Genomic DNA, 26570 nt, shown 5'->3' with positions numbered 1-26570 from the left:
CGGCGGGGTGACGAGTGGAATGCGGATACTGGTGGTCGGCGCCGGCGCGACCGGCGGGCTGTTCGGCGGCAGGCTGGTCCAGGCCGGCCGGGACGTGACCTTCCTGGTGCGCCCCGGGCGGGCGCGGCTGATCGAGGAGCGCGGGCTGCGGATCACCGGCCTCGGCGAGAACACCGTGCTCAGCCCGAAGCTGGTCCGGCCCGGCGAACTGACCGGGCCGTACGACCTCGTGCTGTTCACGGTCAAGGCGGCGGGGCTGGCGGCGGCGATCGAGGACGCGGCGCCCGCCGTGGGGCCGGAGACGCTGATCCTGCCCGTGCTCAACGGCCTGCACCACATCGACGAGCTGGTGGCCCGCTTCGGCGAGGAGCGCGTGCTCGGCGGCGTCGCGATCGTGATGACCACAGTGGACGGTGACGGCGACATCCGCCGGCTGTTCGACCTCCAGTCGCTGACCTACGGAGCCCGGTCCGAGCCCGCGCCCACCGCGTTGGCGGAGGTGCACGCCGCGCTCTCGGGCGCCGGCTTCGACACCACCCTCTCGACCGGTATCACGGCGGACATGTGGGGCAAATGGGTCTTCATCGCCTCGCTCGGCGCGGTCACCTCGCTCATGCGCGGCACCGTCGGCGAGGTCGCCGACCAGCCCGGCGGGATCGAATTCGCCGAGGCCGTCGTCGCTGAGTGCGCGGCCGTGGCCGAGGCGGCGGGCTACCCGGTGCCCGCGGCGGCGCTGGCGAACACCCGCGCCGCCGTCACCGAGCCCGGCTCGCCGCGCGCGCCGTCGCTGTACCGCGACCTGACGGCCGGCCTCGACGTCGAGGGCGAGCAGATCTTCGGCGACCTGGTGGACCGGGCGCGCAAGCTCGGCGTCGCGGTGCCGCTGCTGGAGCTGGTCCGGCTGAACCTGCGGGTCTACCGGGCGCGCCGGGCCTGATCCGGGGCTGGGCGGCGGTTCCCGGTGAACCGGATCGGGCCGGGCGCCGTGACAAGGGCGAGGGCGCCCGCCGACAGGGGCGGGCCGCCCGCCGTGACACGGACGGATGGTCCGGGGAGCGCACCAGTTCGAGTGGTGATCTTCTGCCACACCAGGACTGATACGCTCTGTAGTGGTGCCAGTCGACGTGCTGTGCGCGCGGGTGTCATGCCCGGTTCAGACCGGGCGTGAACCGCCGTGGGGAAGGATGCTTTCGGGTATGGCGGACAGGTTCGAGTTCGTGCTCGACGTCGTCGAAGCTCTTGTGGTCGGCCAGGCGACGGGCGGTGACATCCGGCAGTACCCGTTGCGGATCGGCACGGTGCCCTCCGACCCGGTGCGCTTCATCCGCGTGGCCACCCAGGTCTACCAGGCGCTCGAGGACCGCAGGTTGTCGGTCAACGGTGAGCTGCACCCGCAGGTGCGCGCCGCGTTCGGGCTGCTGGCGAAGCACCGGGTCTCGGTCTCGGTGGCGGGCATGGACGGCCTCGGCGCCGACATCGCCGTGCTCACCCTCACCGACGGCCGCCAGGCGCTCGGCATCACCCAGAACCCGCGTTCGGACGAGCTGCTGTTCTCGCTGTTCGACGACGAGGACCTGGTGGAGGTCGTCACCGGGGTGCTGCCGCCCGCGCGGGCGGCGACCACCGGCGCGCACACGGTGCACCGCAAGGCGACCGAGGCGGTGTCGAAGATGACCGCGCGGCGGCGCGCCGAGGCCGCGGAGGACGAGGAAGAGACCGACGCCTTCGGGATGATCGAGGTCAGCGGCACGGTCCAGCCGCACCGCGGCGAGCGGCGTCCGGCGCCGTCCTCCACCGGTGGCGTCGAGGTGCTGGAGCGCGTGCTGGCGGCGCCGCGGCTCGGTGGCGGCCACCTGGCCGTGACGGCCTGGAGCCGCCACGGCGAGCGCCTCGCCGGCGACCCGATCAGCTGGCTGGACACCGAGGACGGCCGTTACCTGGTGCACACCACCACCGGCGATTCCGGTGACCTGAGCGCGAAGTACGTGCCCGCGGGCCGGGCCGAGGTGGCCCGCGCCGTCCGCAACGCCATCGCCGCCGTCTACTGACGCCGCGACCGGCGACTGAGGAGGGAGGTGCCCCGATGAGCGAGGAGACGGTCCTGGCGCCGCTGGCGCCGGCCACGAAGACCCGGTCCCGGGTCGGGCCCGACGGCCGGCAGCGCCGGGACGCGCTGCCGAATCCGGGCGCGAAGCGGAACTACCGGAACCGGGAGGAGGGCTCGCGCGAGGCGTTCGCGCGGCGGCCCGCTGCCGGCGACCAGAGCTGAAGGGAGCCCCCGTGTCTCTCACCGACCCGACGTTGCCCGCCTCATCGGTCTCCGACCCCTCGTCGCCGGACTACAACCCGCACAGCCCGATGTACGACGCGACCGCCGATCCCTCGTCCAAGTACTACGTGGGCCCGATCAAGCCCGACGACGTGCTCTCCGGCGACCAGATCCGGGCGGACGCCACCGAGCAGATCGACCAGGAGATCAAGGACGGCTGGCTCGGCCCGGTCGTGGACCCGAAGGTCCGGGACCAGAAGATCCAGGAGGAGTACGAGCACCGGCTGGACGAGGCCAAGCACAGCCTCGGCGACGGCCTGGAGATCCGCCAGACCGGCGGCGCGCCGCACACCGTCTGGTCGAACGCCTCCCACGAGCAGATGCAGCAGGCGATCTCGCAGGACGCCGACTCCGCCACGGTCGCCGCGTCCTCGGAGGAGTGGGTGAGCGTCGGCAACGACCTGGCCGGGCACCAGCAGAACCTGGCGCAGGCGATCAACGCGAGCACGGCCAACTGGTCCGGCGGCGGCGGTGACGCCGCGCGCGAGCACCTGGCGAACGTCGGCAAGTGGCTCGGCGTCACCGCGCAGGGCGCGACCCTTTCCGGGCGGCAGCAGGAGATCCACTCGCAGACGCTGAACGAGACGCAGAAGGCGATGGCGGCCAACCCGCCGGTCCAGTTCTCGGTGCAGGAGTCGAACGCGCGCCTGCAGCAGATCAAGGACCCGGTCGTCTACGCGGAGCAGGCCGGGCAGGCGATGTCGACCTACCGCGAGCAGCAGGCCGCGCGCGAGCAGGCCGCGCAGACCATGACGCGGTTCGACCAGACGATCGGCTCGGCCGTCGTGACGCCGCAGTTCCCGGCCCCGCCCAAGCTGGCCGGCTCGGCCGGCGGCGGCGCCGGTTCGCCGGGCCGGCCCGCGTCGCCGCTTCTTTCGCCGAGGGGACCGGGCCTGCCGGCGAACGGCCCGGGTAACGGCCCGGGCGGCGCCGGGCCCGGCGGCGAGAACAATCCGGCGTTCACCACCCAGAACGGTCCTTCCGGATCCGGCCCCGGTGGCCCGATCCCGGGTGACCCGGGCGGTGGCGGCAACTCTCCCGGCGGCGGCCCGGGCGGCGGCTCGGGCGGCGGTCCCGGTGGCACGAATCCGGGCGGCTCGGGTCCGGGCGGCGGCGGCAACCCGCCGGTGAACCTGCCTCCCGGCGGTGTCCCGGGCGGCACCTCCGGAGATCCCGGCGACGGCACGCACATCCAGGGGTACAACCCGCCGCCGGTGAACCTGCCCCCGGGCGGCGGCCCGGGTTCCGTTCCCGGTGGCGGCATTCCCGCCATTCCCGGTGGTGGTAACCCCGGCGGCGGAACCGGCCCCGGCTACACCCCGCCCTCGTTCACCCCGCCCGGCATCAACCCCGGCGCGAACCTGGGCCCGGGCGGTGGTTCCGGCCCCGGGGGGACGGGCGGCAAGATCCCGACCATCGGCCGCGGCGGCGGGGTCAACGGCGAGAGCATCAGCAGCCGCCTCGGTGGCGGCAGCGGTGGCGGCAGTGGCAGTCTGGGCGGCGGTACCGGTGGCTCCGGCGGCAAGGGCTCCGGCCTTGGCGGCCCGGGCAGCTCCACCGGCGCGGGCAGCGGCTCGGCGGCCGGGGAGGAGACGGCCGGGCGCGGCGCCGCGGGCGGTGCGGGCGGCAAGGGCGCGGCCGGTTCGCCGGGCATGGGCGGTATGGGCGCCGGTGCCAAGGGCGGCAAGGGCCCGGAGGACAAGGAGCACAAGGTCGCGGACTTCGTGGAGTCGGACGACCCGTCGTTCTTCTCGCCGGACGAGGTTGTCGCGCCGCCGGTGATCGGTGACTGGAAGAACACGGACTGGAAGTGAGCGGGCGATGACGGCGGACAACGTACGCACCGCTGCGACGTCCTACCGTGAGGACGACGCGCCGCGCGCCACTGCCCGGCTGGACGACTGCGCGGGTCGCGGATTCGTGACCCGCGCGTTGCAGTGACGAGGATTCGAGGAGAACGACGAGCATGACTAGTGCTGGCGGCGGCCTGGGCGACCTGATGAGGGACCCCGACGAGGCGATCCGGCGGATGGACGAGTGGGCGGCGGGGTTCGCCCGCAAAGCGGAGCGGTACGCGGCGGCGCAGGAGGAGACCGAGCGGCTGCGGCTGACGGCGTCGAGCCCGGACGGCACCGTGAAGGTGACCGTCGGCGCCGATGGTGTGGTGTCGGACCTGGTCTTCAGCTCGAAGACGCGGACGATGCCGCCGGAGGAGCTTTCGCGGATGGTGCTGGAAACCATGCGCCGCGCGCAGTCCGGCATCACCGAGCGCGTGGCCGAGGTGATGACCGAGAACCTCGGCGACGAGGACGAGGAGACGCGCGGCGTGCTGCTCGACTCCCTGCGCGGCCGGTTCCCGGACCCGGACGAGCCCGAGGCCGACCCGGACGAGCCCGACGACCCGGACCCGGAGCCCGTTCCGCCGTCCCCGTCCGCGGGAGGCGCGGCGACCCCGCCGTCGGCCGCCACCCCGCCGGCGTCCCCGCCCGCCCGCCGTCCCGGCGGCATCGACCCGGACGAGCAGGACAACAACCCCTGGTGAGCCTTTAGCTCTCACTTGCATCGAAGGCCCGCGCCCGGTCGGCGCGGGCCTTCGTCGTGTCATGGACCGGCTCGCCCTCGAGCACCAGCCGGATCGCGTCGAGGAAGCTGTGGGCCGCCGCGCTGACCGGCCCGGGCGACTCGTAGCCGCCGGTGGGCAGCAGGGCCATCCTCCAGCTTCCCGAGGCAGCGCACGGCGGTGGCCTCGATCAGGTCCGCTGCCTCGACGCCGCGCCGTGGACGAGAACAGCGCCGTAGTGATCGTAGGAGCGGGATCGGCTGCGAGTAAACCACCAGTCCATGATGGCGATGCACCCGCGGGTTCGCGGGGCAGTTCGCCCGCGGCGCGAACGTCAGCCGGTTCTACCTGCAGTGCCCGCTCGGAACCTCCACATCGGACTGGCCGGATCGCCGGCACCCAGCTGGTGCCGCTCCGGCGCCAGGTCGCCCGGAAGACAACGAACGGATTTTCGCCGGCTCGGTACAGTTACGCGGGTGGGCGATGAGGAGATGCTGACCGGGCGGTTGTCGTTGCGTCGTCCTCAGCCGGGCGACATCGATGCGATCTTCGCTGTCCACAGTGATTCGCAAGCGTGTGCTCACAACCCGTCCGACATGCTGACGGCCCGCACCGAGGCGGAGAACCTCTTCCAGCGGTGGGATGAGCATTGGCAGTGCTTCGGGTTCGGCTATTGGGTTGTCCGACGCCGTGTTTCGGAAACTCAGCTGGGATTCTGCGGCCTGAAGTTCATCCAGTTCCGGCAACGGCGAATCCTGAACCTGTTCTACCGCTTCGCCCCATCCAGCTGGGGACAAGGAATCGCCACCGAGGCCGCGACCGAAGTCGTGCAGTGGGCCGCCACCCGGCTTCCCGGCCACCCGGTGATCGCCAGGGTCCGCCCCGGCAACCTCGCCTCCCAGCGCGTCGCCGCTCGCACCGGCCTCATCCGCGCCGAACACCTCGACGACCGGGGGTTCGACGGCCTCGATTGGATCTTCCTGTCGAACTGGCCCCAGCACGAGCCCGGCGGACTGGTGTGAGGTCCTCCGGCGTGGCTGACGGACGTCGGCCATTCATCTCGCGCTCCCAGTGGGTTCCGGGGTCTGCGGGAGCGTCGCGAGGCCGGTGGCCAACATCCGGCTGCGGAGTTCCTCGTCCGGCTCGAGCGGGTGGTGCGCGTGGAAAGAGGTGCTGATCTGTGCGCCGGGACCCGCTAGTTCGCTGAGCTGGGTGGCCATCGCGGCCGTGTCCATCGGGTCGCGAGGCGCGAGGAAGCCGAGGATCTGGGCGGTGCTCTCGGTTTGGGACGGAATAGGGAAGGCCAGTTTGCCGTCGGTGCGGGCGAGCTGGTCCTCGTACCGGTCGAACCAGCAGGTGAACGTCCATCCTGGCCAATGCGGCGGGGTGCGCGGATCGGGGAGGCCGTCGCCGGTCCAGTACCCGGCCTCCCGGCGCGCGAGGTCCAGATGCAGCCCGGACATCGGGAACGTGGTCGGCGTCAGGCGGGCGCGTGGATGGGCGCCGGCGAGAATCTCGTCAGGACCGGCGGCCACCAGGTCCTCGAGCAGGCCGCCGCCGAGGGCGTGGAAGGTGAGCGATCCCGAGGTGCCGCGAACGCTGAGCACCGTGGTGATCGAGTCATCCGCGGTCCGGTCCCAATCCGGCTCCAGCGGGTCCGCGTCGACGTGGTCACGGACCAGATCCGGGTCGAGCCCGAGATGGCCGATGATGTCGAACAGCCCATGGCCGGCCCACCGCACCGACCATCCCGCCCAGGTCGCGGCGAGCATCGCCAGATAGGTCCGCCGGACCGGGATGTTGTCATACCCGGTGTACAACACCAGCTGGCGCCGGACAGTGTCGATGCAGGCGGCACCCTCGCACCACACCTGCGAGCGCCAGCGGTCGCACGGCTCCTGAGCGGTGGCGAACCGTAGGGCGTGCTCCGGACCCCAGAACATGTCCCGCAGCAACGACGTCGCGCCCCAATGGGAGTACCGCAGATCCGGGCCGTCCTCGGTGACGATCACATAATGCGCGATTTCCCCCATGGGTCCACCACCCCTCGTCTGGATTCTACGATTGCCCGGCCGCGCGAATCGGGCTACTTCCGGCGCTCGACCCGTCCGATCGGTCGTGGCATCATGATCCGCCGGTCGGACGGAGCGGGGGAGACGGGGATGGCGGAGCAGGTGCTGGGGCAGTCCGGGCAGGTGCGGCGGGTCGCGCTGGCGAGCGCGATCGGCACGACCATCGAGTGGTACGACTATTTCATCTACAGCACCGCGACCGCGCTGGTGTTCAACAAGGCGTTCTTCCCGTCGCTGTCACCGTCGGCGGGCACGCTCGCCGCGTTCGCGACGCTCGGGGTGGGCTTCGTCGCCCGGCCGATCGGCGGGATCGTCTGGGGTCACTTCGGGGACCGGGTGGGGCGCAAGACGATGCTGGTGCTCTCGCTGGTTCTGATGGGCCTCGCGACGGCCGGGGTCGGGGTCCTGCCGACGTTCGGGCAGGCCGGTGTCCTCGCGCCGGTGCTGCTGGTCGTGCTCCGGCTGCTGCAGGGCATTTCCGCCGGCGGCGAGTGGGGCGGGGCCGCGCTGATGGCCGTCGAGCACGCGCCGGCGGGCCGCCGCGGGCGGTACGGGGCGTTCTCGCAGATCGGGGTGCCGGCCGGGCTGATCCTGGCGCAGCTGGTGTTCTTCGCCGTGAACAACTCGCTTTCGGCCGAGGACTTCCGGTCGTGGGGCTGGCGGGTGCCGTTCCTAGCCAGTCTGGTGCTGGTGGCCGTCGGCCTGGTGATCCGGCTGCGGGTCGAGGAAAGCCCGGTGTTCGCGCGGCTGCGGGAATCGGGCGAGCGCAGCCGGGTGCCGATCGTGGACGTGCTGCGGCAGCGGCCGCGCGAGGTGCTGGTGGCCGCGGCGAGCTTCATCGCGAACACCGCGATCGGCTACGTCTTCTTCGCCTACCTGCTGTCCTACGGCACATCGGTGCTGAAGCTGAGCAGTGACACCATGCTCGTGGTGGTGATCGTCGGCAGCGTGACGTGGCTGCTGAGCATCATCGCGTCGGCGATCTGGTCCGACCAGGTCGGCCGCAAACCGGTGTACCTCCTCGGGTCGGTGCTGCTGGTGGTGTGGCCGGTGCCGTTCTTCCTGCTCGTCGACACCCGCCAGCCGTGGCTGCTGATCGTCGCGGTGGTCGTGCTGAACCTCGGCCTCGGCGCCACCTACGGGCCGCAGTCGGCGCTGTTCTCGGAGATGTTCGAGCCGCGGTTCCGCTACAGCGGCGCGTCGTTCTCCTACGCCGTCGGCGCCGTGCTTGGCGGCAGCTTCGCCCCATTGATCGCGACGGCGCTGCAGACCTCCACCGGTACGTCGTTCTCGGTCTCGCTGTACATGGTGGGCGTCGGGCTGATCAGCCTCGTGGCCGTGCTGGCGTTCCGCCGGACACCGGTCACAGCCGGATTCACAGCCGGCTGAGGTCGACCGCGGCGGCCATCCGCGCGTACCCCGCGTCGTTGGGGTGCAGGTGGTCGCCGGAGTCGTACGCGGGCTGCATCGCCAGCGGGTCGGCCGGGTTGCGGATGGCGGCGTCGAAGTCGGCCACGCCGTCGTACACCCCGCTGGTGCGGATGAACGTGTTCACGGCCTCGCGGGTGCGCTCCAGCGTCTCGTCGTAGACCTGCCAGCCCTTGAACGGCGTCAGCGTCGCGCCGATCACACGGATGCCACGCGCCTTCGCCTGTGCGACGAGCTGCCGCTGCGCCGAGATGATCATCGCCGGGTCGGTCTGGTGCGGGTCCTGCTGGATGTCGTTGATGCCTTCGAGCACGATCAGCGTGCGCACGCCGCCGACGCTCAGCACGTCGTCGGCGAACCGGGCGAGCGCGTTGCGGCCGGCGCTGCTGCCGGGCACGTCGAGGAGCAGCCGGTTGGCGCTGATGCCGGCGTTGAGCACGCCGAGGCGGCCGTGCAGGCGGTCGCTGAGGTAGTCGGGCCAGCGGTGGTTGGCGCCGGAGGTCGAGCCGACGCCGTCGGTGATGGAGTCGCCGAGCGTGACAACGGCGCCGGGCGCGACACCCTGGACGTCGACTTCGCTCACGTAGTGCCAGACGGTGGTCTGCTCGGTGAAGGACCCGCCGGACTCCTCCGCGGCGAAGTCGCCGTTGCGGGTGAAGAACGACGTCTGCTGGGCGGCCGGGTGGTACGTCACCGGTCCGGACGGCGTGGGCACGAACGTGGTGACCAGCAGGTCGGCGTCCGCGGGCACCCGCACCGGCGCGGGGTCGCTCAGCACCTCGGCGCCGGCCGGGACGACCACAGTGGACATTCCGCCGAACGTCAGCGTCCGCAGGGAGCCGGGCACCGCGCGCGGGCTGCCGGGCGCCGCCGCGACGGCGACGGTCACGTGCCCGAAGACCAGCGGCCCGGTGCCGAAGGTGTTGGACAGGCGCACCCGGGCCTTGCTGCCGCCGATGCTGGTGTGCACGACGTTGCGGATCGAGTAGTTCGGATAGCCCTGCGGGGTGTTCGGCACCCCGGCGGCGGGAGCGGCCGCCCAGCTGCCGACCCAGCCGCCGGGCGTCTGCACGACCTGCGCGGTACTCGACGCCGTAAGCGCGCCGAAGGTGACCAGGACCGCCGTACCCACCGCCAGTAGCCGTCTCATGGGGATCACAGTGCTGGCGGGCCGGGGCGCCCGGTGACCGCTGATCAGGTGAGAGAACGGACAGAACGCCGGACAAGCGACACCGGTCAGTCCCGTCCGCGGGCCGGGGCGTCGAGCACGATGATCTCTTCGAGCCGGTATCCGTCGAGGTCCTCGGAGAGCCACGGCTCGCCGTCGCGGAGGCGGTGGAGGCGGAAGGTCCCGTTGGTGCTGTTGGCACTGATGATGCAGCGGAGGTCGACCGGTTCCGGGAGCTCCGCCGCGAGCCGGGCGAGCTGCCAGGCGAAGCCGAGGCCGTGGCGCAGCATCAGCGCCTGGTCGGCGGGGGAGATGACGGGCTCGCCGTCGCCGGTGAGATCGACGGTCACGGGGACTGTTTCGTCGAGGTGGAAGCTGCTGGTGTCGGTTTCCCAGCCGGTGAGGGTCCCGCTGTTCCCCGGTGCGCTTGCCGCGGCGGGGGCGTGCCGGGCGAAGGTGAGGACGCCGTTGCCTTCGCAGACGACCAGACCGGCGGTGACCAGGTTTCGCAGGGCGGGGGCCAGGTCCTGCAGGCCGGGGGCCAGGTCGGCCGGTGGCGGGCCGGGGGTGGCGGCGAGCAGGTCGGCTGCCAGGTCGTTCATCCGCACGGTGAGCACGGGGCCAAGACTGGCACAGTGTCGGCGGCGCGCCTGAGCAGGCGGGAGGGCCGCTCAGGCGGACGGCTGGTCGGCCGGGAGGACCGGCCCAGCGGGAAGACCGGGCGGCCGGGAAGACCGGTCAGGCGGGCCCGGTCAGGCGGGAGGGCCGCTCAGGCGGACGGCTGGTCGGCCAGTCAGGCGGGAGAGCCGCTCAGCCGGGCAGCCGGTGAGCTGGGCGAACCGGCCCGGCGGGCGGGTGGCTGGTCAGGCGGCTGCGGGCAGTCCGAGGGCCAGTTCGCCCTCCGGGGTCAGCTCGGCCGGGGACCAGTGGCCGGGGCGGGCCGGGTGGGCGGGGCGGACCAGGCCGTCGTGGAAGAGCTGGTGGGCGGCCGGCTGGTCGCAGCAGGGCAGGCCGTCGACGCGGAGGTCGGGTTCGCTGCCCGCGCCCAGGTCGGCCCGGCCGGCGGCGACCGCGCGGAGCATGGCGAGTGAGCGGGACGTGAGCAGGATCGTGGGCATGAAGTCTTCCTCCTGGGACTGCTTCCACCGTTCTACCAGGGAAAACGGACGCCACGCGCGGATGGTTCACCGGGAACGCCCAGCACCCGGCCGGCTGCGCCGAACGGTGCTCGCCGACCGCTCACGGCGCGTGGGGCACCGCCCGGCGTAAAGGTGCAGACCAATCCGGCGGAGCCGCCGCTGGGCCGCGGCGAGGAATGCGCCCCAATGTGGCGTTCGGTGCGTCCAACGCAACCAAGGGGACACGCCGTATTGAGACATACTTGTAACCTGCACAGATGGCCGCCAGTTGCGTCTGTGCAGGTCACAGAGCATGCCCGCTAGCGAGTGCGTACGCACTCGCTAGCGGGCTCGGTGGCAGTATCCAGCTACCTCCGCAGCCTCACACGTACGGGGGCGGGCTTGTTGCCTGCGGGTTTACCGGAGTTGTTCCACTGCGGGTGAGCGATCGGCTACGGTGATCGGTGCGACTGATCGGCCTAGCCGATCACGGTCGGCGTCGGACGGGTGGACGGGGCAGAGGGGACTACGAGGGGCCGTGTCACAACCAAGCGGACAAATAGGCTCGTGGCTCAGCGGTGTGGATTTCGCGATCCAGCCAGCTGGCACTGACTGGACGAACTCGTCCAGCCCGCCGGGAGGCGGCGCGGCATCGGGTGGGGGTTACAGCCTGGCCCCGGCAGCCGCTAACGACATGCTTGGACAAGCCAAACAAGCATTAGCAGACCTTCAAGACCTACAGCGTCGAACTGAAGTCCTGACAAAAGTGCAGCCACCTGCGCAGGACCCGGCTAGTAAGGCGTACAACGCTAGGTTAGCTAACGGGTCGGGCGCATTCGATCACGGTGTCACGCAGATCGACACTGAAATCGCGTACTTGAATGAATTAATCAGCAAGATCGACGAAGCATTCAAGAAGATTACCGGCCACGAGGCACCCGTAGCCGCCGAGGTAAACAAAGCCGGAATTAATCAAGAAAAACCAGAGCAACAGCCAAGTAAGGGAGGGGCAGCCGGATGAGCCGCCGTTCATTGTTCGTGGGCGTGCTAATCGCGGCGGGTTTGCTCGCAACCGCGTGCACCGGGAAAACCCCGGACGGTGGTAGTTCTCCGTCCGCAACCACTTCGCCCCCGACGTCGGCCGCTGGCGGCTTGCCGTACGCGGGTGCCCCGAAGGTGCCCAATCCCCTTCCCGTTTCGGTGTTGAGCGGAAATCCGTGTGCTGATGCGCTTACCGCCGCGCAAATCGACACCCTTCTCGGCTCTCCGGTGCAAACCAAACAAGGCGAGACATCCGGCGTTGGACCTGACTGCGGATGGTCGAACCTAGACAAGGGTTCGCAAATCGGCGTTGGCTACGACACCACCACTCATACCGGTTTGAGTGGCAACTACCAGAACACGCAACCAAAATCAGCCGTGTGGAAACCGCTGCCCGATATTCAGGGTTTCCCCGCCGTCGCCCACGCGGGCAACAAGGGTCAGCCTGCGCTGAAAGATTTCTGCGCTGTCAGTGTCGGGCTTGCTGACGATACCTCCATCGATGTGTCCGTTTCCCTTGGTCGCGCCAAGATCGGTTCGGTGGATCCGTGCGATGTGGCCGGGCAGGCCGCTGACGCGGTGGTCACCACGTTGAAGGCTAAGGCGGGTTCCTGATCATGTTCCCGTTTGATCAGTTAGGGCATGCCGCGAAAGCGTTGTGGCACGGAGCGGAAAACCTTGGCACTGCCGTGGTCCACACTGCTGAGGATGCGGTCCACTGGGCTGGGGACCTGTTCAGCGGGGACCTCGGAACGCAGGCCGCGCCGGTGCCTGAAGTCGTGGCACAGATGATGGGCGGGAACAGTTCCAGTTGGTCGGAAAGCGGCGGCACCTCCACCAGCGCGGCCAGTAAACATAGCGAGGTCGCGGCGAACCTGTCGACCATGCTCAACAAGCTGGAACCAGCATGGACCGGCAAAGCAGCTGAAGGCGCGCGGCAGCGAACGACGGTGTTTACCGCCGCGATCGATTCGGCGAGTTCCGCGTTCAACGCCAACGGCGGCAATGTTGCGGACGCGGCGCACGGGTTTGACAGGGCAAAAGGGTCGATGGACCCGATGGGGTCACCGCCCGATAAAAGTTTCTTCGACATCGTGACCCCGTGGGACACCGACACCGAGGACGCGATCAACACCTATAACCAGAAGGCCGAGAAGAACCTCGGTATCTACAACACGTATGCCGCGCACTTGGACGGGCAAGCTAGCGGGTTGCGCACCGACTATGGCCAAATCTCCCCGGTGTTCGGGGATTCCTCGGACTCCTCCACCGACACGGGCAGCGGCGGGCAGTCGCGCCGCGACACCACACACAGCATGGGCACGCCGGGCGGAGGCGCGCACAGCGTGACCCCGATGGTGACGCCGCCCGCAGCATCCCCGCCGCCGGGTGGGATGCCGTCCGGTGGGCACGGCGTGGATGTTCCCGCCGCCGGATACCACCCGCCCGGCGGTGGTCCCGGTTCGGACCTAGGCGGGGGTGGCACTTCCACGGCGGGCTACGTGCCGCCGCCGGCATTCCCTCCGGGTGGCAACCTGCCCGGTGGAACGTCGTTCACGCCCGGCCCTGGTAGCGGTGCCGGGGGTTTTGGTCCGGGGTCCGGTGGTCTGGACTATCTCGGCGGCCCTGGCGGCGTGGGTGGTTTCAGCGGTGGGAACTCGGCCGGTGGCGGGCCGGGCGGCGGTGTGGCCGGTGGCGGTCGGCAAACCGGTGCCGGGCGCGGTTTCACCGAGGAGTCGGTGCGCGGTCCTGGCGGCGGTGTGGGCCGGGCTGGGGGCAGCGGCGCGGCGGGCGGCCCCGGCGGCATGGGTCCCGGCGGGCGCGGCGGCAAGAAGGAAGAAGACGCAGAGCACCAACGCAAGTATGTGCAGGACGCCGAGACGCTGTTCACCGATGAGGACCGCAAACTCCCGGACCCGACCACGGGACTGCCACCGGTGCCGCCCGTGATCGGCGGGTAACCCCGGCCCCTATCGGCCATTTTTGGTGCCCTGTCTCGGTTTCCGCCCGTTGTTGTCTGGTGTTCCTTCTCGTGTCGGAGCGTGTGCGCTGTGACTGTCCTCGACAGACCAGTTGTCTTACCGAAAATGGCGTTTCTGTCCGCGTGGGGCATGGTCGAAGTGGGTGACCTGCCCCCGGCGATGGGCACGAACCTCCACTACTGGACCACCCCCGAAGCCCGGCGCACACTGGAAACGCGTGTGCTGGACACGCTCACCTCGCTAGGGTTGGCGCGTAACGGTCGGTTGAATACGTTGTGGCGCAACACTCTTGCGCTTCTGGGGTGCCCGGATCGGGAGTATTACGCGTTCACCAACTTTCCGGGCGGGGAGAGTTGTTCGGTGTTGGTGGCCAGCGGCGGCGGTGACGCGCTCCGGGCGATCATCAGCGATGACGTGATAGCGCTGGAACCGCTGGAGGACCGATGGCATGCCACCGCGTTGGTGGACGTGCTGCCCGATGTGCCCGGCGCGGCCGTGCGGCCGGTCACGATGGCGAAGGGGTTCTATGAGGATCCGCACGCGGGGCCGCGCGATATTTTCGCTGATCCGGTCGACACCCGCGACCGTGACCACCTGGTCGAGGTGATGCGCCGTGACCGGGCGGCGGTGCACCAGCTCTACACCGCCCGCCGCGAGGACCGGCACAGGGTGCGCAGCTCGCCGATCACCGCCATCGATTTGGCCGAGGACGGCGGCCGGGTGCTGACGTATGCCACCGGGGACGAGCAGATCGTCATGGAGCCTGGCACCCCGCGCGGGGTCGTGCAGACCTTGAACAACACCATGAACGGACTCGACGACGACTGACCGCCAGGGAGCATCAGTAGCTACGCGGGCGGTCAGGGGCGGCCCTGGCTCTTCTGGTGCGGCGAGCGCGCTAGTCCGGGTCGCGGGTGGGCCAGTGTCAAACCCGCCGCGTGATCCGCCCTCGGGCGTGGTTCGGCCGGCCTTCCTGCGGGCCTGCGGTGATCCTGCCGTGGCGCGCTCGATCACCTTGGCCGCCGAGACACGCCCGGCACTCAGCGCGGAACTTGCGCGAACCGCGCGCGCTTTGAAGCGGTTGTCTTTTCGTCCAATTAAATAATGGGGGATATGGACAGCTGGAAATAGTTCTGCTAACTTTCTCGTGTACCTCAGTTCCCCCGCCTTTGGTGAGGGTATTTCCGGCCGGGAAGTTGTTTTCTGGTTGGATTTGGTACGTTTTCCCCGCCTCGGCGGGGATGATCCGGTTGATGTTTTGTCGAAGCACCTAACTGGATGTTGATTTTTTTCCCTGCGGTAGCAGGGTTTGAAGGGTCCCACCCAAGGGTGGGGCCCTTCTTTGCGTCTGGCGGTCACGGGGGTATCCGGTCGGTCGCGGTGCTGGGCTTGACGATCACCGACCACCACGTGTGGAGCCGGGTGGGTCTGGGTCGCGGGTGGGCCAGTGCCACCCAGGCGGCAACCCCGCCGCCTGCTCATCCTTGGGCGTGGCTCGGCCGGCATCCTGCGACCTGTGATCCCGCCTGACGCGTTCAATCACCTCAGCCGCCGGGACACGCCCGGTACGTAGCCGCGCCCGCCTGCGGCGGGTGTAGACGATGACCACCACGACCCATGCCAGCGGCGGCGCGAGGATCACCCCCGCGCACAGCGCCAGCCGCCCGCCGTCCATCCCTGCCCCTTCCCTGTCGCGGTGGAAGGCTTGGGCGGGTCCGGCGCTCACCGGCACGATGCGGGAACGCGTGGGGCTGCACAGGCCCACCCAAGCCGAGCACCGGGGAGAGCGGGAGATCCACGCCTACCCGGTGCGCCGGGGTGAGAGTGCCCGCGCTGGCGGGATCGGCGAGAGAGGCGCGAGGAGATCGGCTTACGATTCGGTCGGGCTGATCATGCGAGGGTTGGCCCGGCTGATCGGCTCGGTAGCAAGGACACGGATTCCTGGATTGTCTGTTGTCACGGCCGACTTGGTAACCGTTTTTGCGGCCTATCGCTACGAATTTCGGTTACATGGCAGCGGCGAGGCGTCGTGGTACGTTAAATTCTCCGCCACGCGCGCCTTCTACGAAGGCGGACCACTCGGCAAGGGTAAAAACGAGATAGTTTTCTCCTAAACCTCGTCGAAGTACGGCATATTCGATTTTTCCGCTAGTGGCAAAGGTGTACTCTAGCCAGTCCGGACAAGCAGACTCGCCCTTGAGCCAAACGGAATTTGTCGTGTCAACATAGTCAGGTTTCGGGTCACTGCTGGCTACATCCGTGGCAGCCTCATGTAGCGCACTTTTCTGGACGAAGTGGACGAATTCGCGCCATATCTCAAGGGAGACAACGTGGTGCGGGCCATCTGGGTTTTTTGAATCTCGGATTTCTACTTTGTCGTATCCGAGGCGCACCTCGACACAGCTTGGATTACTGCCGCTTCGCGTGCTTTTCCGCCATCTCCCCAGATATTCCACGCGCTCTACTCCTGTGCTCCATTGATCGGCGTCGCAGTCGCTCGATCGAGTCCCCGAAGGGTAGCGCGGCGGCGATTAGCTCCGACCAAGCGCGGTTATAGGCTTGCACTTCCTCTTCATTTTCGATGTAGTAGCCGCCGGTGATGTCATCGCGTGCGATGACCCCCAAACCATCGGTGAGTGTGTAGGCGTCAAACGGAGTGCCGACGGCCCCGTGCACGCCGGCGTCTAGCGGCAGAACTTGGATGGAGATATTTCCTTGCTGTGCATTGCGTGTCAGCTTTTCCAGTTGGTCCGCCATGACGGCCGCGCCACCGTAGTTACGCATCAAGGCCGACTCGTCAATGATTGCCCAGAATGTCAATTTGGGGTCATCTAGTTTTGCTTGGCGTTGCATGCGGGCTTCAACCCGCTGCCGTATGGCCTCTTCGGGCTCTCCGTTGAGGCCATCGCGAATCATTGCGTGACAGTATTCGGGCGTTTGAACAAGTCCGGGGATAACGTCAAGGGTGAAGGATCGGACGCTCACCGCGTCCGCTTCGAGTTCAAAGAATCCGGCGGATCTGCCGAGAACGTCGCTGTAAGGTCGCCACCAGTCGCGGCTCTTCGCTCGGCGGGCTAGCTGCACTAAGGCTTCGGTGACTTCTTCCGGAACTCCCAAATTTGTGCAGTAGGTAAGGGTGTCGTCGCCGCTAATGCCAATGGCCATGGCTTCGATGCGTGACAATTTCGGCTGAGAAAAGCCGGATATCTTGGCAGCCTGAACCAAGGTCAGCCCGGCATCCTCGCGAATTTGGTGTATTGCCGCAGCAAGCCGACGACGGCGAAGAGATACCGCAACCATCGGCTATACCCCATTCGAGCTAATTTATAAGAAATAGACGCGTTTCACTTGTGCATAATATGCACTTTTTGCTTTCATTGCATTCGGCGAGGGAAAGACTACCAAACGTAAGAAACACGATTGGCGTGGTCGCTCTCACCAAATAGCCCCGCCGATGCATGCAATTCGCAGTTGCTCGGGCATCGGTTGGTTACGGGAAAGGCGCGCAACTGAGGGCGCGCAAGTGGGTTCCCTTGCTGGGGTGCACATGACTCGGGTGTGCGCCCCAGCAATTTTTACAGTCGTGGTTACTGCTTTGCCCCGACAAGGCAGTAACCACGACCGGCCCGCACGAGAACTCAGGGCGCAGCCCGGCGAACCTACGGACAACCCCAGGAGGAAGCTATGACGACCCGTACCCCATCGGCGCTCCAACGATTGCGGCGCACCGGCTCGCGGGGGCAATGGATGGCTGAGGAGCTTGGCCCCCCGCGCCGTTTGCGTCATTACGTCGAGAACCTCTCCAACCTTGCCTACAATCCCCATAGCGGTGATTGGTTCCCTGTCGGACATCGTGCGGTGTGCGGGGCTATCGCGATGCAGTCTGACGCCGCTTATATGGCCGCGTTTCCTGAGTGCCCGCAATGTCTGTCATTCGTAGACGCAACCCAGCAAGGAAGCGCGGCATGATGGTGTCGGAACCAGGGTTAGACATACCGGAAGACGTCGAGCGGTTTTTGATCGACCTCAGCCGGCACCAAATTATGCTGGGTGGCATTGTTTCGAGTCTTTTCACCAAGTATGAAACCGGTGCTCTGTCGGCGGAGGATTTCTATTTTTCCGCGCGGCGTATGCATAACTTTGTTGATGGCTGTGTGCTGCACGCGGCGAAAATCGAAGGGGCATCAGTATTCGTGGACAACACCTACCGTGTCCCTTTGGCGCTGTGCCCCCTCGCCGGCTTAGCGGCGACCACGAACAGCGGGGTGGGTCCAGAAGAAACGAACCTCGCAGCGTCAGACCTGACCATCAACGTTGACATAACATCGCAGCAAGTCGTGCTCACGGTCTATTCAGACGATGACCCCGCACAGCGGGCGAGAGTGAGTTTCCTTGAACACCAAGCGAACGAAGCCATCGATAAACTGTGGAACGCCACCTACAAACTCAACGAGCGGCGGAACAGAGAACCATGAACGAGTGGTCTGTCACGTCTGCGGTAGCTCGTTGAGCTCGCTGGTCAGTGTCCAGATGAACACCACGCCCGATTTAGGTTGTATCCAGCCGTCGGCGCTGATGGAGATCGGTGCGGCTGATCCGCGTTCGCTGCGGTGGATTCGCGGTGTGGTGGTGAGGAAGTCAAGCGGTGTAATGCGTTCTATCCCCGTGCCGGTGTGGGTCAGTTCGACGCTGACCCCGTTGGTGGGTTTGTCGATGTCTATCCACATCGCGTGCCCGCGCGGCTCGATCAGCGTGCTGTAGCTGTAGGAGACGAGATAATCCTGTCCGGAGTTCGCCGCGTTCGACGAGGGTGTCGCTTGGTAGGCGCGGCCGTCTGGGTGGTCGGTCTTGGTAATCGGTTGCGGTGTTCCGTTGACGCTGTAGTCCAGCAAGGTGAATGCTTGCGCGTCGAGCGGCGCGTTGTCACTGAACAGCCAGACTTTGGCGGCGGGGTCGGTGAGTGCTTGGCGGTAGTGGTCGGGGTTGGTGGTGCTCACAAATTTTCGCACCCCTAGTACTCCAGTCGTAGTTCGTGATGGTCATGGTTCGTGGGTCGATTGTCGCTGGTAGTGGGCTTGTTGGGCGCGGTATTGGTGGCGTCTGCGCCATGTTGAGCGGCGGATCCGGTGCGCGGCATCGAGAACGGGTCGGCTGATGAGTGTGGTGAACAGGTGGTGGATTTCGTTGCAGGTCAATGAGATCCACCCGGCGGTCGAGGGCTTGGGGGTTCGTTCGGTGGATGCGACAACGGCGAGGAAGGCGTAGGCGAGCATCGCCATGACCGTCCAGCGGTGCCAGGAGGTCCAGCGTCGGACCTGGTGCTGGTCGAGTCCGGTGAGGCCTTTGCTGGTCTGGAAGGATTCCTCGATCGTCCATCTGCGGCCCGCGACGTGAACCAGAACCTGTAGCGGCACGGGTTCGGGTGCGTAGCATCGGTAGAACGCCAGCTCGCCGGTGGTGCGGTGGCGGCGGATCAGCAGCCACCGGTGCCCGTCGGTCTCGTCGGTGTCGATGTCGGCGAAAGCCCAGTCGTAGTAGCGGTGTCCTTTCGCTCCAGTGCCGGCGGAGAGGCGTTGCCAGACGTGCTTGGGCAGCCTGGCGGCGACACCGTCAGCGCGCAGCACGCCTGCGGGGGTGCTGACCCGGCGGTCGCGGCCGATGGCGAGAACGTAGCCAACACCGCGCTTTTCCAGGTTCTTGCGCAGGCTGGGGTCGGCTCCGTAAACCTCGTCCCCGGCGACCCACTGTGCGCGGACGCCGGCGTCGAGGGCGCGCCCGATCATGGTGGTCGCCAGCGCGGGTTTCGTCGCGAACGCGGTGTCGTCGGGGATTCCGGCGTCGGTGCGGCGGCCGGGATCGGCGGTCCAGGATTTCGGGAGGTAGAGGGCCCGGTCGATGAATGCGTGGCCGGTGTCGGTGGCGTAGGTGAGGTAGACCGCGACCTGGGCGTTCTCGATACGGCCCGCGGTGCCGGTGTATTGGCGTTGCACTCCGACGGTGTGGACGCCTTTCTTGAGGTCGCCGGTTTCGTCGACGACCAGCACGGCGCCGGTGTCGCCGAGGTGTTCGGTGACGTAGTCGCGCAGGTCGTCGCGGACCTCGTCGGCGTCCCAGACTGCTTTGCGCAGCAGGTGTTGTATCCCGCCGGGGGTGTCGTCGCCGGCGTGTTCGGAGATGGTCCAGCAGTTCCTGTCCGGCAGGTCCGACAGCAGCCCGAGCAGCAGGGCCCGTGCTCGTCGGCGGGGTTCGACGCGGGTGAACCGGCCGGCGATCCGGCTGATCATCTCCTCGAACATCACCGCCCATCGGTCAGGGTTTACGCTGGGACCCGCGGCCACCAGCCGATCAGGGTTAGTCCACACAACCGACCATGATCAACTGGTGGCCGCACCTGTCTTCAGGCAGCCCACCAGCGACATCACGAAGTCCGACTGGAGTACTAGGGGTGCTGTTGTTCGATGTGACCATCGAACAACAGCAATATATAGTGTCTTTCCCTCGGTGCGTGTGCCCGCTGGCGACAGGGCGATAGAAACACGGGTGTCGTGGTGCAATTCGCGGCCATGGGACAGTAGAACGTCCGGGCTCACCGCGAATCCGGACAGTACCGCGTCGCGGATGGCGGGTATCTGCGCGGCGATCTCCTCGCGCACGGTGTCTCGTTGTTTGATGTCGATAACCTGGCGGCTGGCGTACTCAAAGATCAGCGACACGGTTCCTATTCCGCCTATCGCGAGCGCGATGCTGTCGAGCTTGTCGGAGTGGGACACGATGAACATGATGATGCCGGCGGCAAGGAAAATGACCCCGCTTAGCGCCAGGCGTAAACGGTAGATCTGTTGGAGAAGGTTTCGGGGTGTGCCGCCGCTCATAATGCGGGAGAATACGCGGAAAATCAGCGGCGGTTAATGCGAGTATGAAAATAGTGATGGCGTGAACCCCGGAACTAGGATTTCCGGGGTTCACGCCATCGCGCTGTGGTTGAGGTCTATTTCTTCGTTCCGGTGCCGCTGCTGGTGTGGGTGTTGCCGCCAGTGCCGAGGCTGCCGTCACGAGTCACGAGCCGTCACCTCCTCCCCGCAACCGTGCGCCCTGCCTCTGTGCGGCGGGGCGCGGTGGGACGCACGCTACAGCTCATAAGGTGTAAGTGGATAGGCCTAAGGTTGATCGTCTCTGGTGTGCGATCCCTGGGGCCGATCGGCTGTAAGCCATGGCTGACCCAATCTTTGAGGCCGCCCGGATCTTGGGTGAGCGCATCCGCGCGCGACGTGCCGAGCTGGGCATCTCGCAAGAAAACCTCGATGCCAGGAGCGGGGTTCACTGGTCCTACCTCGGGCAGGTCGAACGCGGGCAGCGAAACCCGTCCTTGCGGAACCTGTTGAGGATCGCGGCCGGGCTGGACATCGACCTTGGGGAGTTGGTGCGCGGTCTGCCGGCCCCGCCAGAGCAAGACGACGACGGCGGCGGCGAGGGCGAGCCCGCGCGGCGTCCGCGCCGGGGCTGATCAGCCCCGGCGAACCCCCCGAACGGCGTAATCGCCGATCGGCGGGGCCGATCGGCTTGGCCGATCACCACCCGCACAGGTGCTCTACACCGCGTCTCATCGCGGCTACTCTGGGACGCGTGACAAGGCTTATAAGCCGCAATCAGGCGACCCGGTGAACACGGCCGGGGCGGGCGATCGGGCGATCCCGGCGGCCGTGTGGGATGACCCGCTGATGCGCGCCGCGCTCCGTGACCGCGACATCGGCGGGGTGTTTGTGCTGCTCAGACGCCACGGCGTCTCTCAACGGCGCATCTCAGCCCTGACCGGACAAGGCCAATCCGAAGTCTCGGAGATCTGCAACGGCAGGCAGGTCATGGCCTATGACGTGCTCGCCAGGATCGGCGCGGGGCTGGGTGTCCCGCCTGGGTTGATGGGCCTGGCCTACACCCCGGACACTGAGACCAGCGCGGCTTTGACCGCTGTCCCGATGGCCGCGCGGGAGGTGGACACCATGCCCGACCGCCGCCATGTTCTAGGGATCGCCGCCAAGTTGGCTGTGGGTGCGGCGCTCACCTCGGCCGAGCTCGCCGCGTTGGCGGTGCCCGCCGTGGCCACCCCCGCCCCGGCCGCGATCGACACCACCGAGGTGGACGCGCTGCGGGAGATCACCACGGCCCTATGGGTACGGGAAAAGCGATTCGGCGGTCACGCGGTGCGGGACGCGGTGATCGCCCAACTCGGGTGGGCGCGCGGGCTCCTGCGCGCGGCGCGCACCGACACCACCAGCCGCGAGCTCTACGGGGTGGTCGCGGATCTGTGGAGCTTGGCCGGCTGGGCCTCCCACGACGTCGGCTTGCCGGGGGCGGCGGTGGGGTATCTGACGCATTCCATGTCGGCCGCCGCTGAGATCGACGACCCTATGCGGACCGCGCTCGCGGCGGAGCAGATCGCGCGGGTGTATCTCGGACAGGGCGATCCCGGCGAGGCGCTGAAAATGTGTCAGCTCGCCAGCGTCGCGGCGAGCCGTGCGCGCGTCGGACAGGTCGACGCCCTGGTGCACTCGACCACCGCCCGTGCGCACGCGGACATGGGCAACCTTCGCCAAGCGTTGGACACGCTCACCGTTGCCCGCGCCGCGCTGGAAAACGGCTCGGGGGAGATCTCGCAGCCGCGCGGGTTCGACACCGCCGCGTTGGGGTCGGAGTCCGGGCGGGTGCTCTCGATCGCCGCCACCCACGACGCGAGCTACGCCCCCCGCGCCATCGACGCGCTGACCGCGTACACGTCGACTGCGGACCCGGTGCGGGTCAAACGCCGCGCGGTCAGCAGCGCCCAACTCGCGGCGGTGTTGTTCCGCGCCGGGCAGCCCGCCGACGCGGTGAGGACGGGACACACCGCGCTAGAGCTGGCGGCGTCGGTGCGGTCGCGGCGGCTAACCGATCACCTCGACACCGTGCGAGCGGAAGCGGTGCGGCTGCCCCGGCACCGGGACGCGGCCGAGCTGGCCCGCGCCATCACCGCCGCCGCCGGTCGCGGTTGAGCGTGTGCACGGAGCGTGCAGCCGTGCGAACGCGCGTGCACCGCTACTCATGGTGATCCGTGATCGACACTAACGACGCGCAATCACAGCCGCCGCTCAGGAATCCGCCCGCGCCGCGCCCGTTTGGCCTAACGGTGTGCGCGGTGATGATCACCGCGCTACGGTCCCGCCGCGCGAACGGGTTACGCGATTAATCACCAACACTCGCCGTCATGTCTTCCTGCCCGAATGCCGCAAGCGTTGCTCCGATTCGGTAGGCCGGCCCGCGTTCGGTGCTCACCGCACGGTGAGGTGAACGCCTCTCACCGGGAGCGCCAGTAGCTTGATCGAGTTGTGTCGGTTAGCGGTTGTGGCGTGCCGATTTTCCGGCGTGCACTCTGGTGTCAGGCCGACAGGTCCAGACCAGGACACCCCGGCCGACCCAGGAAAGGCAGGTGAGCGGATGTGACAACTCAACAGAGCACACGGCGCTCACCCCGCCCTGTGGCGTGGCGGCGGAAACCCGCCACGCATTAATCGCGGACCGCCCCCACCCCCGGCATGTCCGGGGCGGGTGAGGGTGTTGTGCCGCATCTCTCACCGGGCAGCTCAGCGCTTCACGGGTGGAACCGTGACCGCGTAACTCCCGTCTGTTATCCCGGTGTCAACAGTGAGCGATCCTCGCTGTGCGCACCGTGACAACAGAGTGAAACCCCCATCACGCCCCACGGGGCCGGAATGGGCAAGCAGCAAAGCAGGTGATCAACACAAAAACACTACTACGAAAGGATTTGATGCATTTTGACGAGTAATGACGATAGGCACGGCGACTCCTCCCCGTTCGAGGGGTGGGAGGAGATCACGGCGCGGTTCCTGCTGATGGCCGATCTCATCGAGGTCATCCCGGAATTCGTGCTCGAACCCGCGTCGACGACGTGGTTGTGGCGGGAGTTGGACCGGGAGGCGCGGGCGTTCGCCCGCCGCACCGGGTATTACCGCCAGCAGGCCGAGGCAGCGGCCCGCTGGCACGCCGCAGGAGCCCCTCAGGACCCGCAGGCCTGGCGGGCAGAGGCCCTGTTGGCGGAGAAGGACGAGCCGGACGGGTTCCGGCCGGTCCCCAAGCCGCGCGACCCCCGCCGGGGTGGAGAGCGTGGCGATCATGAGTGAAGTTTTCCTATTATGTCAGGCTTTTCCTGTGGTGGGTGCGCGTGTTCTGTGCGCGCCTGGTGCGGCGAGACCCGGCCGGGTGGCCGGTTCGGCCGGCCACGCCCGCACCCGTCCCGGCTGACCCCCGGCGGGCGCGGACCGGGGCGCGGTTGGTGGTGGTGGCGCGGGGTTCGGCTCGCGTCGCCGCCACCACGGCCCGCGCCACTTGTCGCGCGGCGCGGGCCGCTATCGGTTGCGCAGCAACGATGTTCGCCCCTGTGACGCGGTGGATGCGGCGTCTTGCGTGTCGCGTGTGGACTGTCCACATACGACCTATGGTGCTGGATGCGGTGGGCTGGTTGCGGTACCGGTCCGCCGGGTGGGTGGCTCGGCTGCTGTGGCGGATCGCCCGGTGGGTGGTGGTCGCCGGTGTGCGGGTTCTGTGTGACGCCGGGCGGGGCCTTCGGTGGTGGCTGCGCCGGTTAGGGCCGTATCTGGTCGCGTCGCGGGAGTACGGGCGAGTCATCGACCATGCCCGCGACCACGACCACCCCTACGCCGAGCGCCGTTTTCTGCTGGCCCGCCGCCGCACCGTCTACACCCGGTTGGTCATCACGGCGGGCGCTGCGGCCGTGCTGCCCGCCGTGGCCTACGGGTTTGTGGGAGCGGTGGCGGCGGCGTGGGGCGGCTGGTGGGTGTGGCCGCTCGCGGTCGCGCTCATCCTCGCCCCGTTCGCGGCGGTGGGGCGTGGTGTCCGCCGCGCCGGGACCCTCACCGACACCGCCCCCGCCGCCCTGGCGGGGGAAGGGGTGGCGGACCGGTTCCCGATGGCCGACGCGCACACCCGCGCCGAAGCCGCCGGGGCGGTGCTCGCGGCCCTGGCGGCGGAGGGGATCAGCGCGGACGGCGGCGAGGACGTGCGGCGGGAAGCGTGGGGCTGGCGGGTCCCGGTCATCTTGAACGGCGGCACCCCCGCCGCCGTCGTCGGCAAGCTCGCGGCGATCGAAGGCCGGTTGGATGTGGCGGCCGGGGCGGTGCTGGCCGCGCCGGACCGACAACGGCGGGCGCGGGTGGTGCTGCGCATCCTGGCGCGTGATCCCTTTGTCCCGCACCGGTTCGCGCCGCATCGGGAACCGGGCAGCGGCACGATTCGTGAGCCGGTGGTGATCGGCCGGCGGATGGACGGCGACCCCCTCGCGGTGAGCCTCGACGGGGTGCACGTGCTCGTGGTCGGTGTGACCGGTGCCGGTAAAACCGTGACCCTGGCGGCGATCGGGGACGCGCTCACCGCCTGCCCGGATGCGGTGGTGTGGGACCTGGACCCGATCGGGTCCGGCCTCGACCTGTTGGGCGGGGCGGTGTCGCGCCGCGAGCGCACCCCCGCCGGGATCGAACGAGCGCTTGCGGACGCGCTCGCGATGGCCGAAACCCGGCCCCGGTTGCTCGCCCGGTTGGGGATGGGCGCGTCCTGGCGGGCGTCGCGGGCGCGTCCGGCGCTGGTGGTGGTCATCGACGAGTACCCGCGCCTGACCCCGCGTGCTAAGGACCTCGCTATCGGGATTTTGCGGGCCGGGCGTAAAGCGCGGGTGACCCTGGTGATGGCCACCAGCGAAGCCACCAGCGACGCGCTGGGTGAGGCGGTCGCGGAGATGGCCAGGGCGAAAGTCATGCTCGCGTGCCGACATGTGGACGTCCGGTTGGCGTTGGGCCCGTCCAAGCTTGAGGAAGGCTGGCACCCGCACCGCCTGCACGCTGAGGAAGGCGGGTCGATCGAGGACGCGGGGCGCGGCTACGTCCACGCCGCCGGGAATCGCGACCCGGTGGTCTCGATGATCACCCCGCCCGATCCCGAACAAGTCACCAGCGACGGGGACGCCCGCGCCGCCACCCGGCCGGTGATCGACGCGGACACCCTCACCGCCGCCGGGGTGACCCTGGCGGCGGCTGCTCCATCCGGGGGTGCCGGCCACCCCCGCGAGACCGGCCACCCAGGCATGGCGGGCGGGCCGTTCGTGCCCCGTCCCCGCGACCCGGCCGAGCCGGGCCGGGACCGGCGCGGGGTCGACCCGGAGACGGTCATCGACATCTTGATCGCGTGCGACGGGCTGCCCAAGATCACGACGGCGGACCTGCTGGCACGCCTGGCAACGCTCGACACCCGCTACAGCCGCTGGACCGGGGAAACCCTCGCGGGCGCGTTGCGCCCGCTGGGGATCGCGCCGGGTCCGGTGCGGATCGGGCAGCGGGTCGCCAAGGGCTACACGCCGCCCGAGATCGCGAACGCGTGGCGGGCCTGGCGGGTGAGGAAAATCTAGCCGCGCCGGGTTACACCGGCGGTTACCTGTAACCCCGCGAGGGCCTACAGGTAACCCCTGGAGCAGACCCCGAAAACCGGTATTGACCAGGACTGTAACCCGTGTAACCCCGCACGGCGGGCCACACCCGAAAACCGGCGAAAACCCGGTTTTCCGCCGGTTTCGGTGTGTCGCCTCGACAGGGGTTACACCCTCCCCCGCCGGTGGGGGAGCAGCTGACCCCGCTCCCCCATCCGGGAGCGGCACAACCAAACACCGACACCAACGACAGAAAGGAGATGCATGAACCCTGACAAGCAACGAGAGAAAGGAGAACGAGAACACCCCCGGCGCTGATGGCGATGCACCGGACATTCCCGCGCCGCGCGCGCCGGTCGAGGATGACGGGCTACCGGTGATCGAGCCG

At 68.4% G+C, this 26570-nt stretch carries 27 protein-coding genes; 17 read left to right on the top strand and 10 right to left on the bottom strand.

The features are described 5' to 3' along the window. Positions 1-7: 7 nt before the first annotated feature. The 5 genes from OG943_RS15620 to OG943_RS15600 all read left to right on the top strand — a co-directional run bounded on the left by OG943_RS15620 (position 8) and on the right by OG943_RS15600 (position 4871). Entirely contained in the window at positions 8-937 is a 930-nt protein-coding gene (locus OG943_RS15620) for a ketopantoate reductase family protein (protein ID WP_328610496.1), read from the top strand. Between the two features lie 259 nt (positions 938-1196). Beyond that, positions 1197-2048, top strand: coding sequence for an ESX secretion-associated protein EspG (locus tag OG943_RS15615; protein ID WP_328610495.1), 852 nt, complete (start codon positions 1197-1199; stop codon positions 2046-2048). Between the two features lie 35 nt (positions 2049-2083). Continuing rightward, on the top strand, positions 2084-2269 hold the full coding sequence (locus OG943_RS15610; protein ID WP_328610494.1) for a hypothetical protein: 186 nt from the start codon (positions 2084-2086) through the stop codon (positions 2267-2269). An 11-nt stretch (positions 2270-2280) separates the two neighbouring features. After that, on the top strand, positions 2281-4143 hold the full coding sequence (locus tag OG943_RS15605) for a hypothetical protein (RefSeq protein ID WP_328610493.1): 1863 nt from the start codon (positions 2281-2283) through the stop codon (positions 4141-4143). 152 nt (positions 4144-4295) lie between these two features. Beyond that, positions 4296-4871 (top strand): YbaB/EbfC family nucleoid-associated protein, encoded by a 576-nt coding sequence (locus tag OG943_RS15600; RefSeq protein ID WP_328610492.1) that lies wholly within the window; start codon positions 4296-4298, stop codon positions 4869-4871. Positions 4872-4875: 4 nt separating this feature from the next. On the opposite strand, the gene OG943_RS15595 is transcribed toward OG943_RS15600, so the two are convergent. After that, positions 4876-5040, bottom strand: coding sequence for a hypothetical protein (locus tag OG943_RS15595; RefSeq protein WP_328610491.1), 165 nt, complete (start codon positions 5038-5040; stop codon positions 4876-4878). Between the two features lie 325 nt (positions 5041-5365). On the opposite strand from OG943_RS15595, the gene OG943_RS15590 reads away from it, so the two are divergent. Continuing rightward, on the top strand, positions 5366-5911 hold the full coding sequence (locus OG943_RS15590; RefSeq protein WP_328610490.1) for a GNAT family N-acetyltransferase: 546 nt from the start codon (positions 5366-5368) through the stop codon (positions 5909-5911). A 33-nt stretch (positions 5912-5944) separates the two neighbouring features. On the opposite strand, the gene OG943_RS15585 is transcribed toward OG943_RS15590, so the two are convergent. Further along, positions 5945-6922 carry a hypothetical protein gene (locus tag OG943_RS15585; protein ID WP_328610489.1) on the bottom strand — a complete coding sequence of 326 codons (978 nt, stop codon included), beginning with the start codon at positions 6920-6922 and terminating at the stop codon, positions 5945-5947. 129 nt (positions 6923-7051) lie between these two features. Between OG943_RS15585 and OG943_RS15580 the strand changes: the two genes are divergently transcribed. Beyond that, a complete protein-coding gene (locus OG943_RS15580; RefSeq protein WP_328610488.1) occupies positions 7052-8350 on the top strand; it encodes an MFS transporter in 1299 nt (432 codons plus the stop codon). Here OG943_RS15580 and OG943_RS15575 read toward each other — a convergent pair. The 3 genes from OG943_RS15575 to OG943_RS15565 all read right to left on the bottom strand — a co-directional run bounded on the left by OG943_RS15575 (position 8337) and on the right by OG943_RS15565 (position 10675). Continuing rightward, the gene (locus tag OG943_RS15575) at positions 8337-9539 is read right to left on the bottom strand and encodes an SGNH/GDSL hydrolase family protein (protein WP_328610487.1); all 1203 of its coding nucleotides are present in this window, start codon (positions 9537-9539) and stop codon (positions 8337-8339) included. The two genes, OG943_RS15580 and OG943_RS15575, sit on opposite strands and share 14 nt — an antisense overlap. A gap of 86 nt (positions 9540-9625) precedes the next feature. Beyond that, entirely contained in the window at positions 9626-10174 is a 549-nt protein-coding gene (locus OG943_RS15570) for a hypothetical protein (RefSeq protein WP_328610486.1), read from the bottom strand. A gap of 246 nt (positions 10175-10420) precedes the next feature. Next, on the bottom strand, positions 10421-10675 hold the full coding sequence (locus OG943_RS15565) for a hypothetical protein (protein WP_328610485.1): 255 nt from the start codon (positions 10673-10675) through the stop codon (positions 10421-10423). Between the two features lie 580 nt (positions 10676-11255). On the opposite strand from OG943_RS15565, the gene OG943_RS15560 reads away from it, so the two are divergent. The 5 genes from OG943_RS15560 to OG943_RS15540 all read left to right on the top strand — a co-directional run bounded on the left by OG943_RS15560 (position 11256) and on the right by OG943_RS15540 (position 15812). Continuing rightward, positions 11256-11696: a hypothetical protein gene (locus OG943_RS15560; RefSeq protein ID WP_328610484.1), complete on the top strand. Its 441-nt coding sequence runs from the start codon at positions 11256-11258 to the stop codon at positions 11694-11696. Next, the gene (locus OG943_RS15555; protein WP_328610483.1) at positions 11693-12331 is read left to right on the top strand and encodes a DUF3558 domain-containing protein; all 639 of its coding nucleotides are present in this window, start codon (positions 11693-11695) and stop codon (positions 12329-12331) included. Before OG943_RS15560 ends, OG943_RS15555 begins: the two co-directional genes overlap by 4 nt. Positions 12332-12333: 2 nt before the next feature. Continuing rightward, positions 12334-13677, top strand: coding sequence for a hypothetical protein (locus tag OG943_RS15550; protein ID WP_328610482.1), 1344 nt, complete (start codon positions 12334-12336; stop codon positions 13675-13677). Between the two features lie 90 nt (positions 13678-13767). Then, positions 13768-14526: an ESX secretion-associated protein EspG gene (locus OG943_RS15545; protein WP_328610481.1), complete on the top strand. Its 759-nt coding sequence runs from the start codon at positions 13768-13770 to the stop codon at positions 14524-14526. A 773-nt stretch (positions 14527-15299) separates the two neighbouring features. Further along, a complete protein-coding gene (locus tag OG943_RS15540; protein WP_328612381.1) occupies positions 15300-15812 on the top strand; it encodes a hypothetical protein in 513 nt (170 codons plus the stop codon). Here OG943_RS15540 and OG943_RS15535 read toward each other — a convergent pair. Continuing rightward, positions 15705-16091 (bottom strand): DUF397 domain-containing protein, encoded by a 387-nt coding sequence (locus tag OG943_RS15535; protein ID WP_328610480.1) that lies wholly within the window; start codon positions 16089-16091, stop codon positions 15705-15707. The two genes, OG943_RS15540 and OG943_RS15535, sit on opposite strands and share 108 nt — an antisense overlap. 16 nt (positions 16092-16107) lie before the next feature. After that, positions 16108-16998 carry a helix-turn-helix domain-containing protein gene (locus OG943_RS15530; protein ID WP_328610479.1) on the bottom strand — a complete coding sequence of 297 codons (891 nt, stop codon included), beginning with the start codon at positions 16996-16998 and terminating at the stop codon, positions 16108-16110. A 665-nt stretch (positions 16999-17663) separates the two neighbouring features. Here OG943_RS15530 and OG943_RS15525 point away from each other — a divergent pair. Further along, a complete protein-coding gene (locus tag OG943_RS15525) occupies positions 17664-18173 on the top strand; it encodes a hypothetical protein (protein ID WP_328610478.1) in 510 nt (169 codons plus the stop codon). A gap of 12 nt (positions 18174-18185) precedes the next feature. Here OG943_RS15525 and OG943_RS15520 read toward each other — a convergent pair whose 3' ends face one another. The 3 genes from OG943_RS15520 to OG943_RS15510 all read right to left on the bottom strand — a co-directional run bounded on the left by OG943_RS15520 (position 18186) and on the right by OG943_RS15510 (position 20570). Beyond that, positions 18186-18695 carry a hypothetical protein gene (locus OG943_RS15520; RefSeq protein ID WP_328610477.1) on the bottom strand — a complete coding sequence of 170 codons (510 nt, stop codon included), beginning with the start codon at positions 18693-18695 and terminating at the stop codon, positions 18186-18188. 42 nt (positions 18696-18737) lie between these two features. After that, on the bottom strand, positions 18738-19994 hold the full coding sequence (locus OG943_RS15515; protein WP_328609589.1) for an IS701 family transposase: 1257 nt from the start codon (positions 19992-19994) through the stop codon (positions 18738-18740). Between the two features lie 78 nt (positions 19995-20072). Next, positions 20073-20570, bottom strand: a complete 498-nt coding sequence (locus OG943_RS15510; protein ID WP_328610476.1) for a hypothetical protein — start codon at positions 20568-20570, stop codon at positions 20073-20075. A gap of 338 nt (positions 20571-20908) precedes the next feature. Here OG943_RS15510 and OG943_RS15505 point away from each other — a divergent pair, with 338 nt between their 5' ends. The 4 genes from OG943_RS15505 (at position 20909) to OG943_RS15490 (ending at position 26164) form a co-directional block, all read left to right on the top strand. After that, positions 20909-21202, top strand: coding sequence for a helix-turn-helix domain-containing protein (locus tag OG943_RS15505; protein WP_328610475.1), 294 nt, complete (start codon positions 20909-20911; stop codon positions 21200-21202). Between the two features lie 79 nt (positions 21203-21281). Beyond that, complete coding sequence (locus OG943_RS15500; protein ID WP_328610474.1) at positions 21282-22724, top strand: helix-turn-helix domain-containing protein; 1443 nt, start codon at positions 21282-21284, stop codon at positions 22722-22724. 780 nt (positions 22725-23504) lie between these two features. After that, positions 23505-23870 (top strand): hypothetical protein, encoded by a 366-nt coding sequence (locus tag OG943_RS15495; RefSeq protein WP_328610473.1) that lies wholly within the window; start codon positions 23505-23507, stop codon positions 23868-23870. 314 nt (positions 23871-24184) lie between these two features. After that, positions 24185-26164, top strand: a complete 1980-nt coding sequence (locus OG943_RS15490) for a hypothetical protein (RefSeq protein WP_328610472.1) — start codon at positions 24185-24187, stop codon at positions 26162-26164. Positions 26165-26570: the final 406 nt, after the last annotated feature.

The sequence above is a fragment of the Amycolatopsis sp. NBC_00345 genome, from assembly GCF_036116635.1.
GTDB lineage: Bacteria > Actinomycetota > Actinomycetes > Mycobacteriales > Pseudonocardiaceae > Amycolatopsis.
The sequence above is the reverse complement of the archived record's forward strand: the minus strand, read 5'-3'. Positions and strand labels throughout refer to the sequence as shown.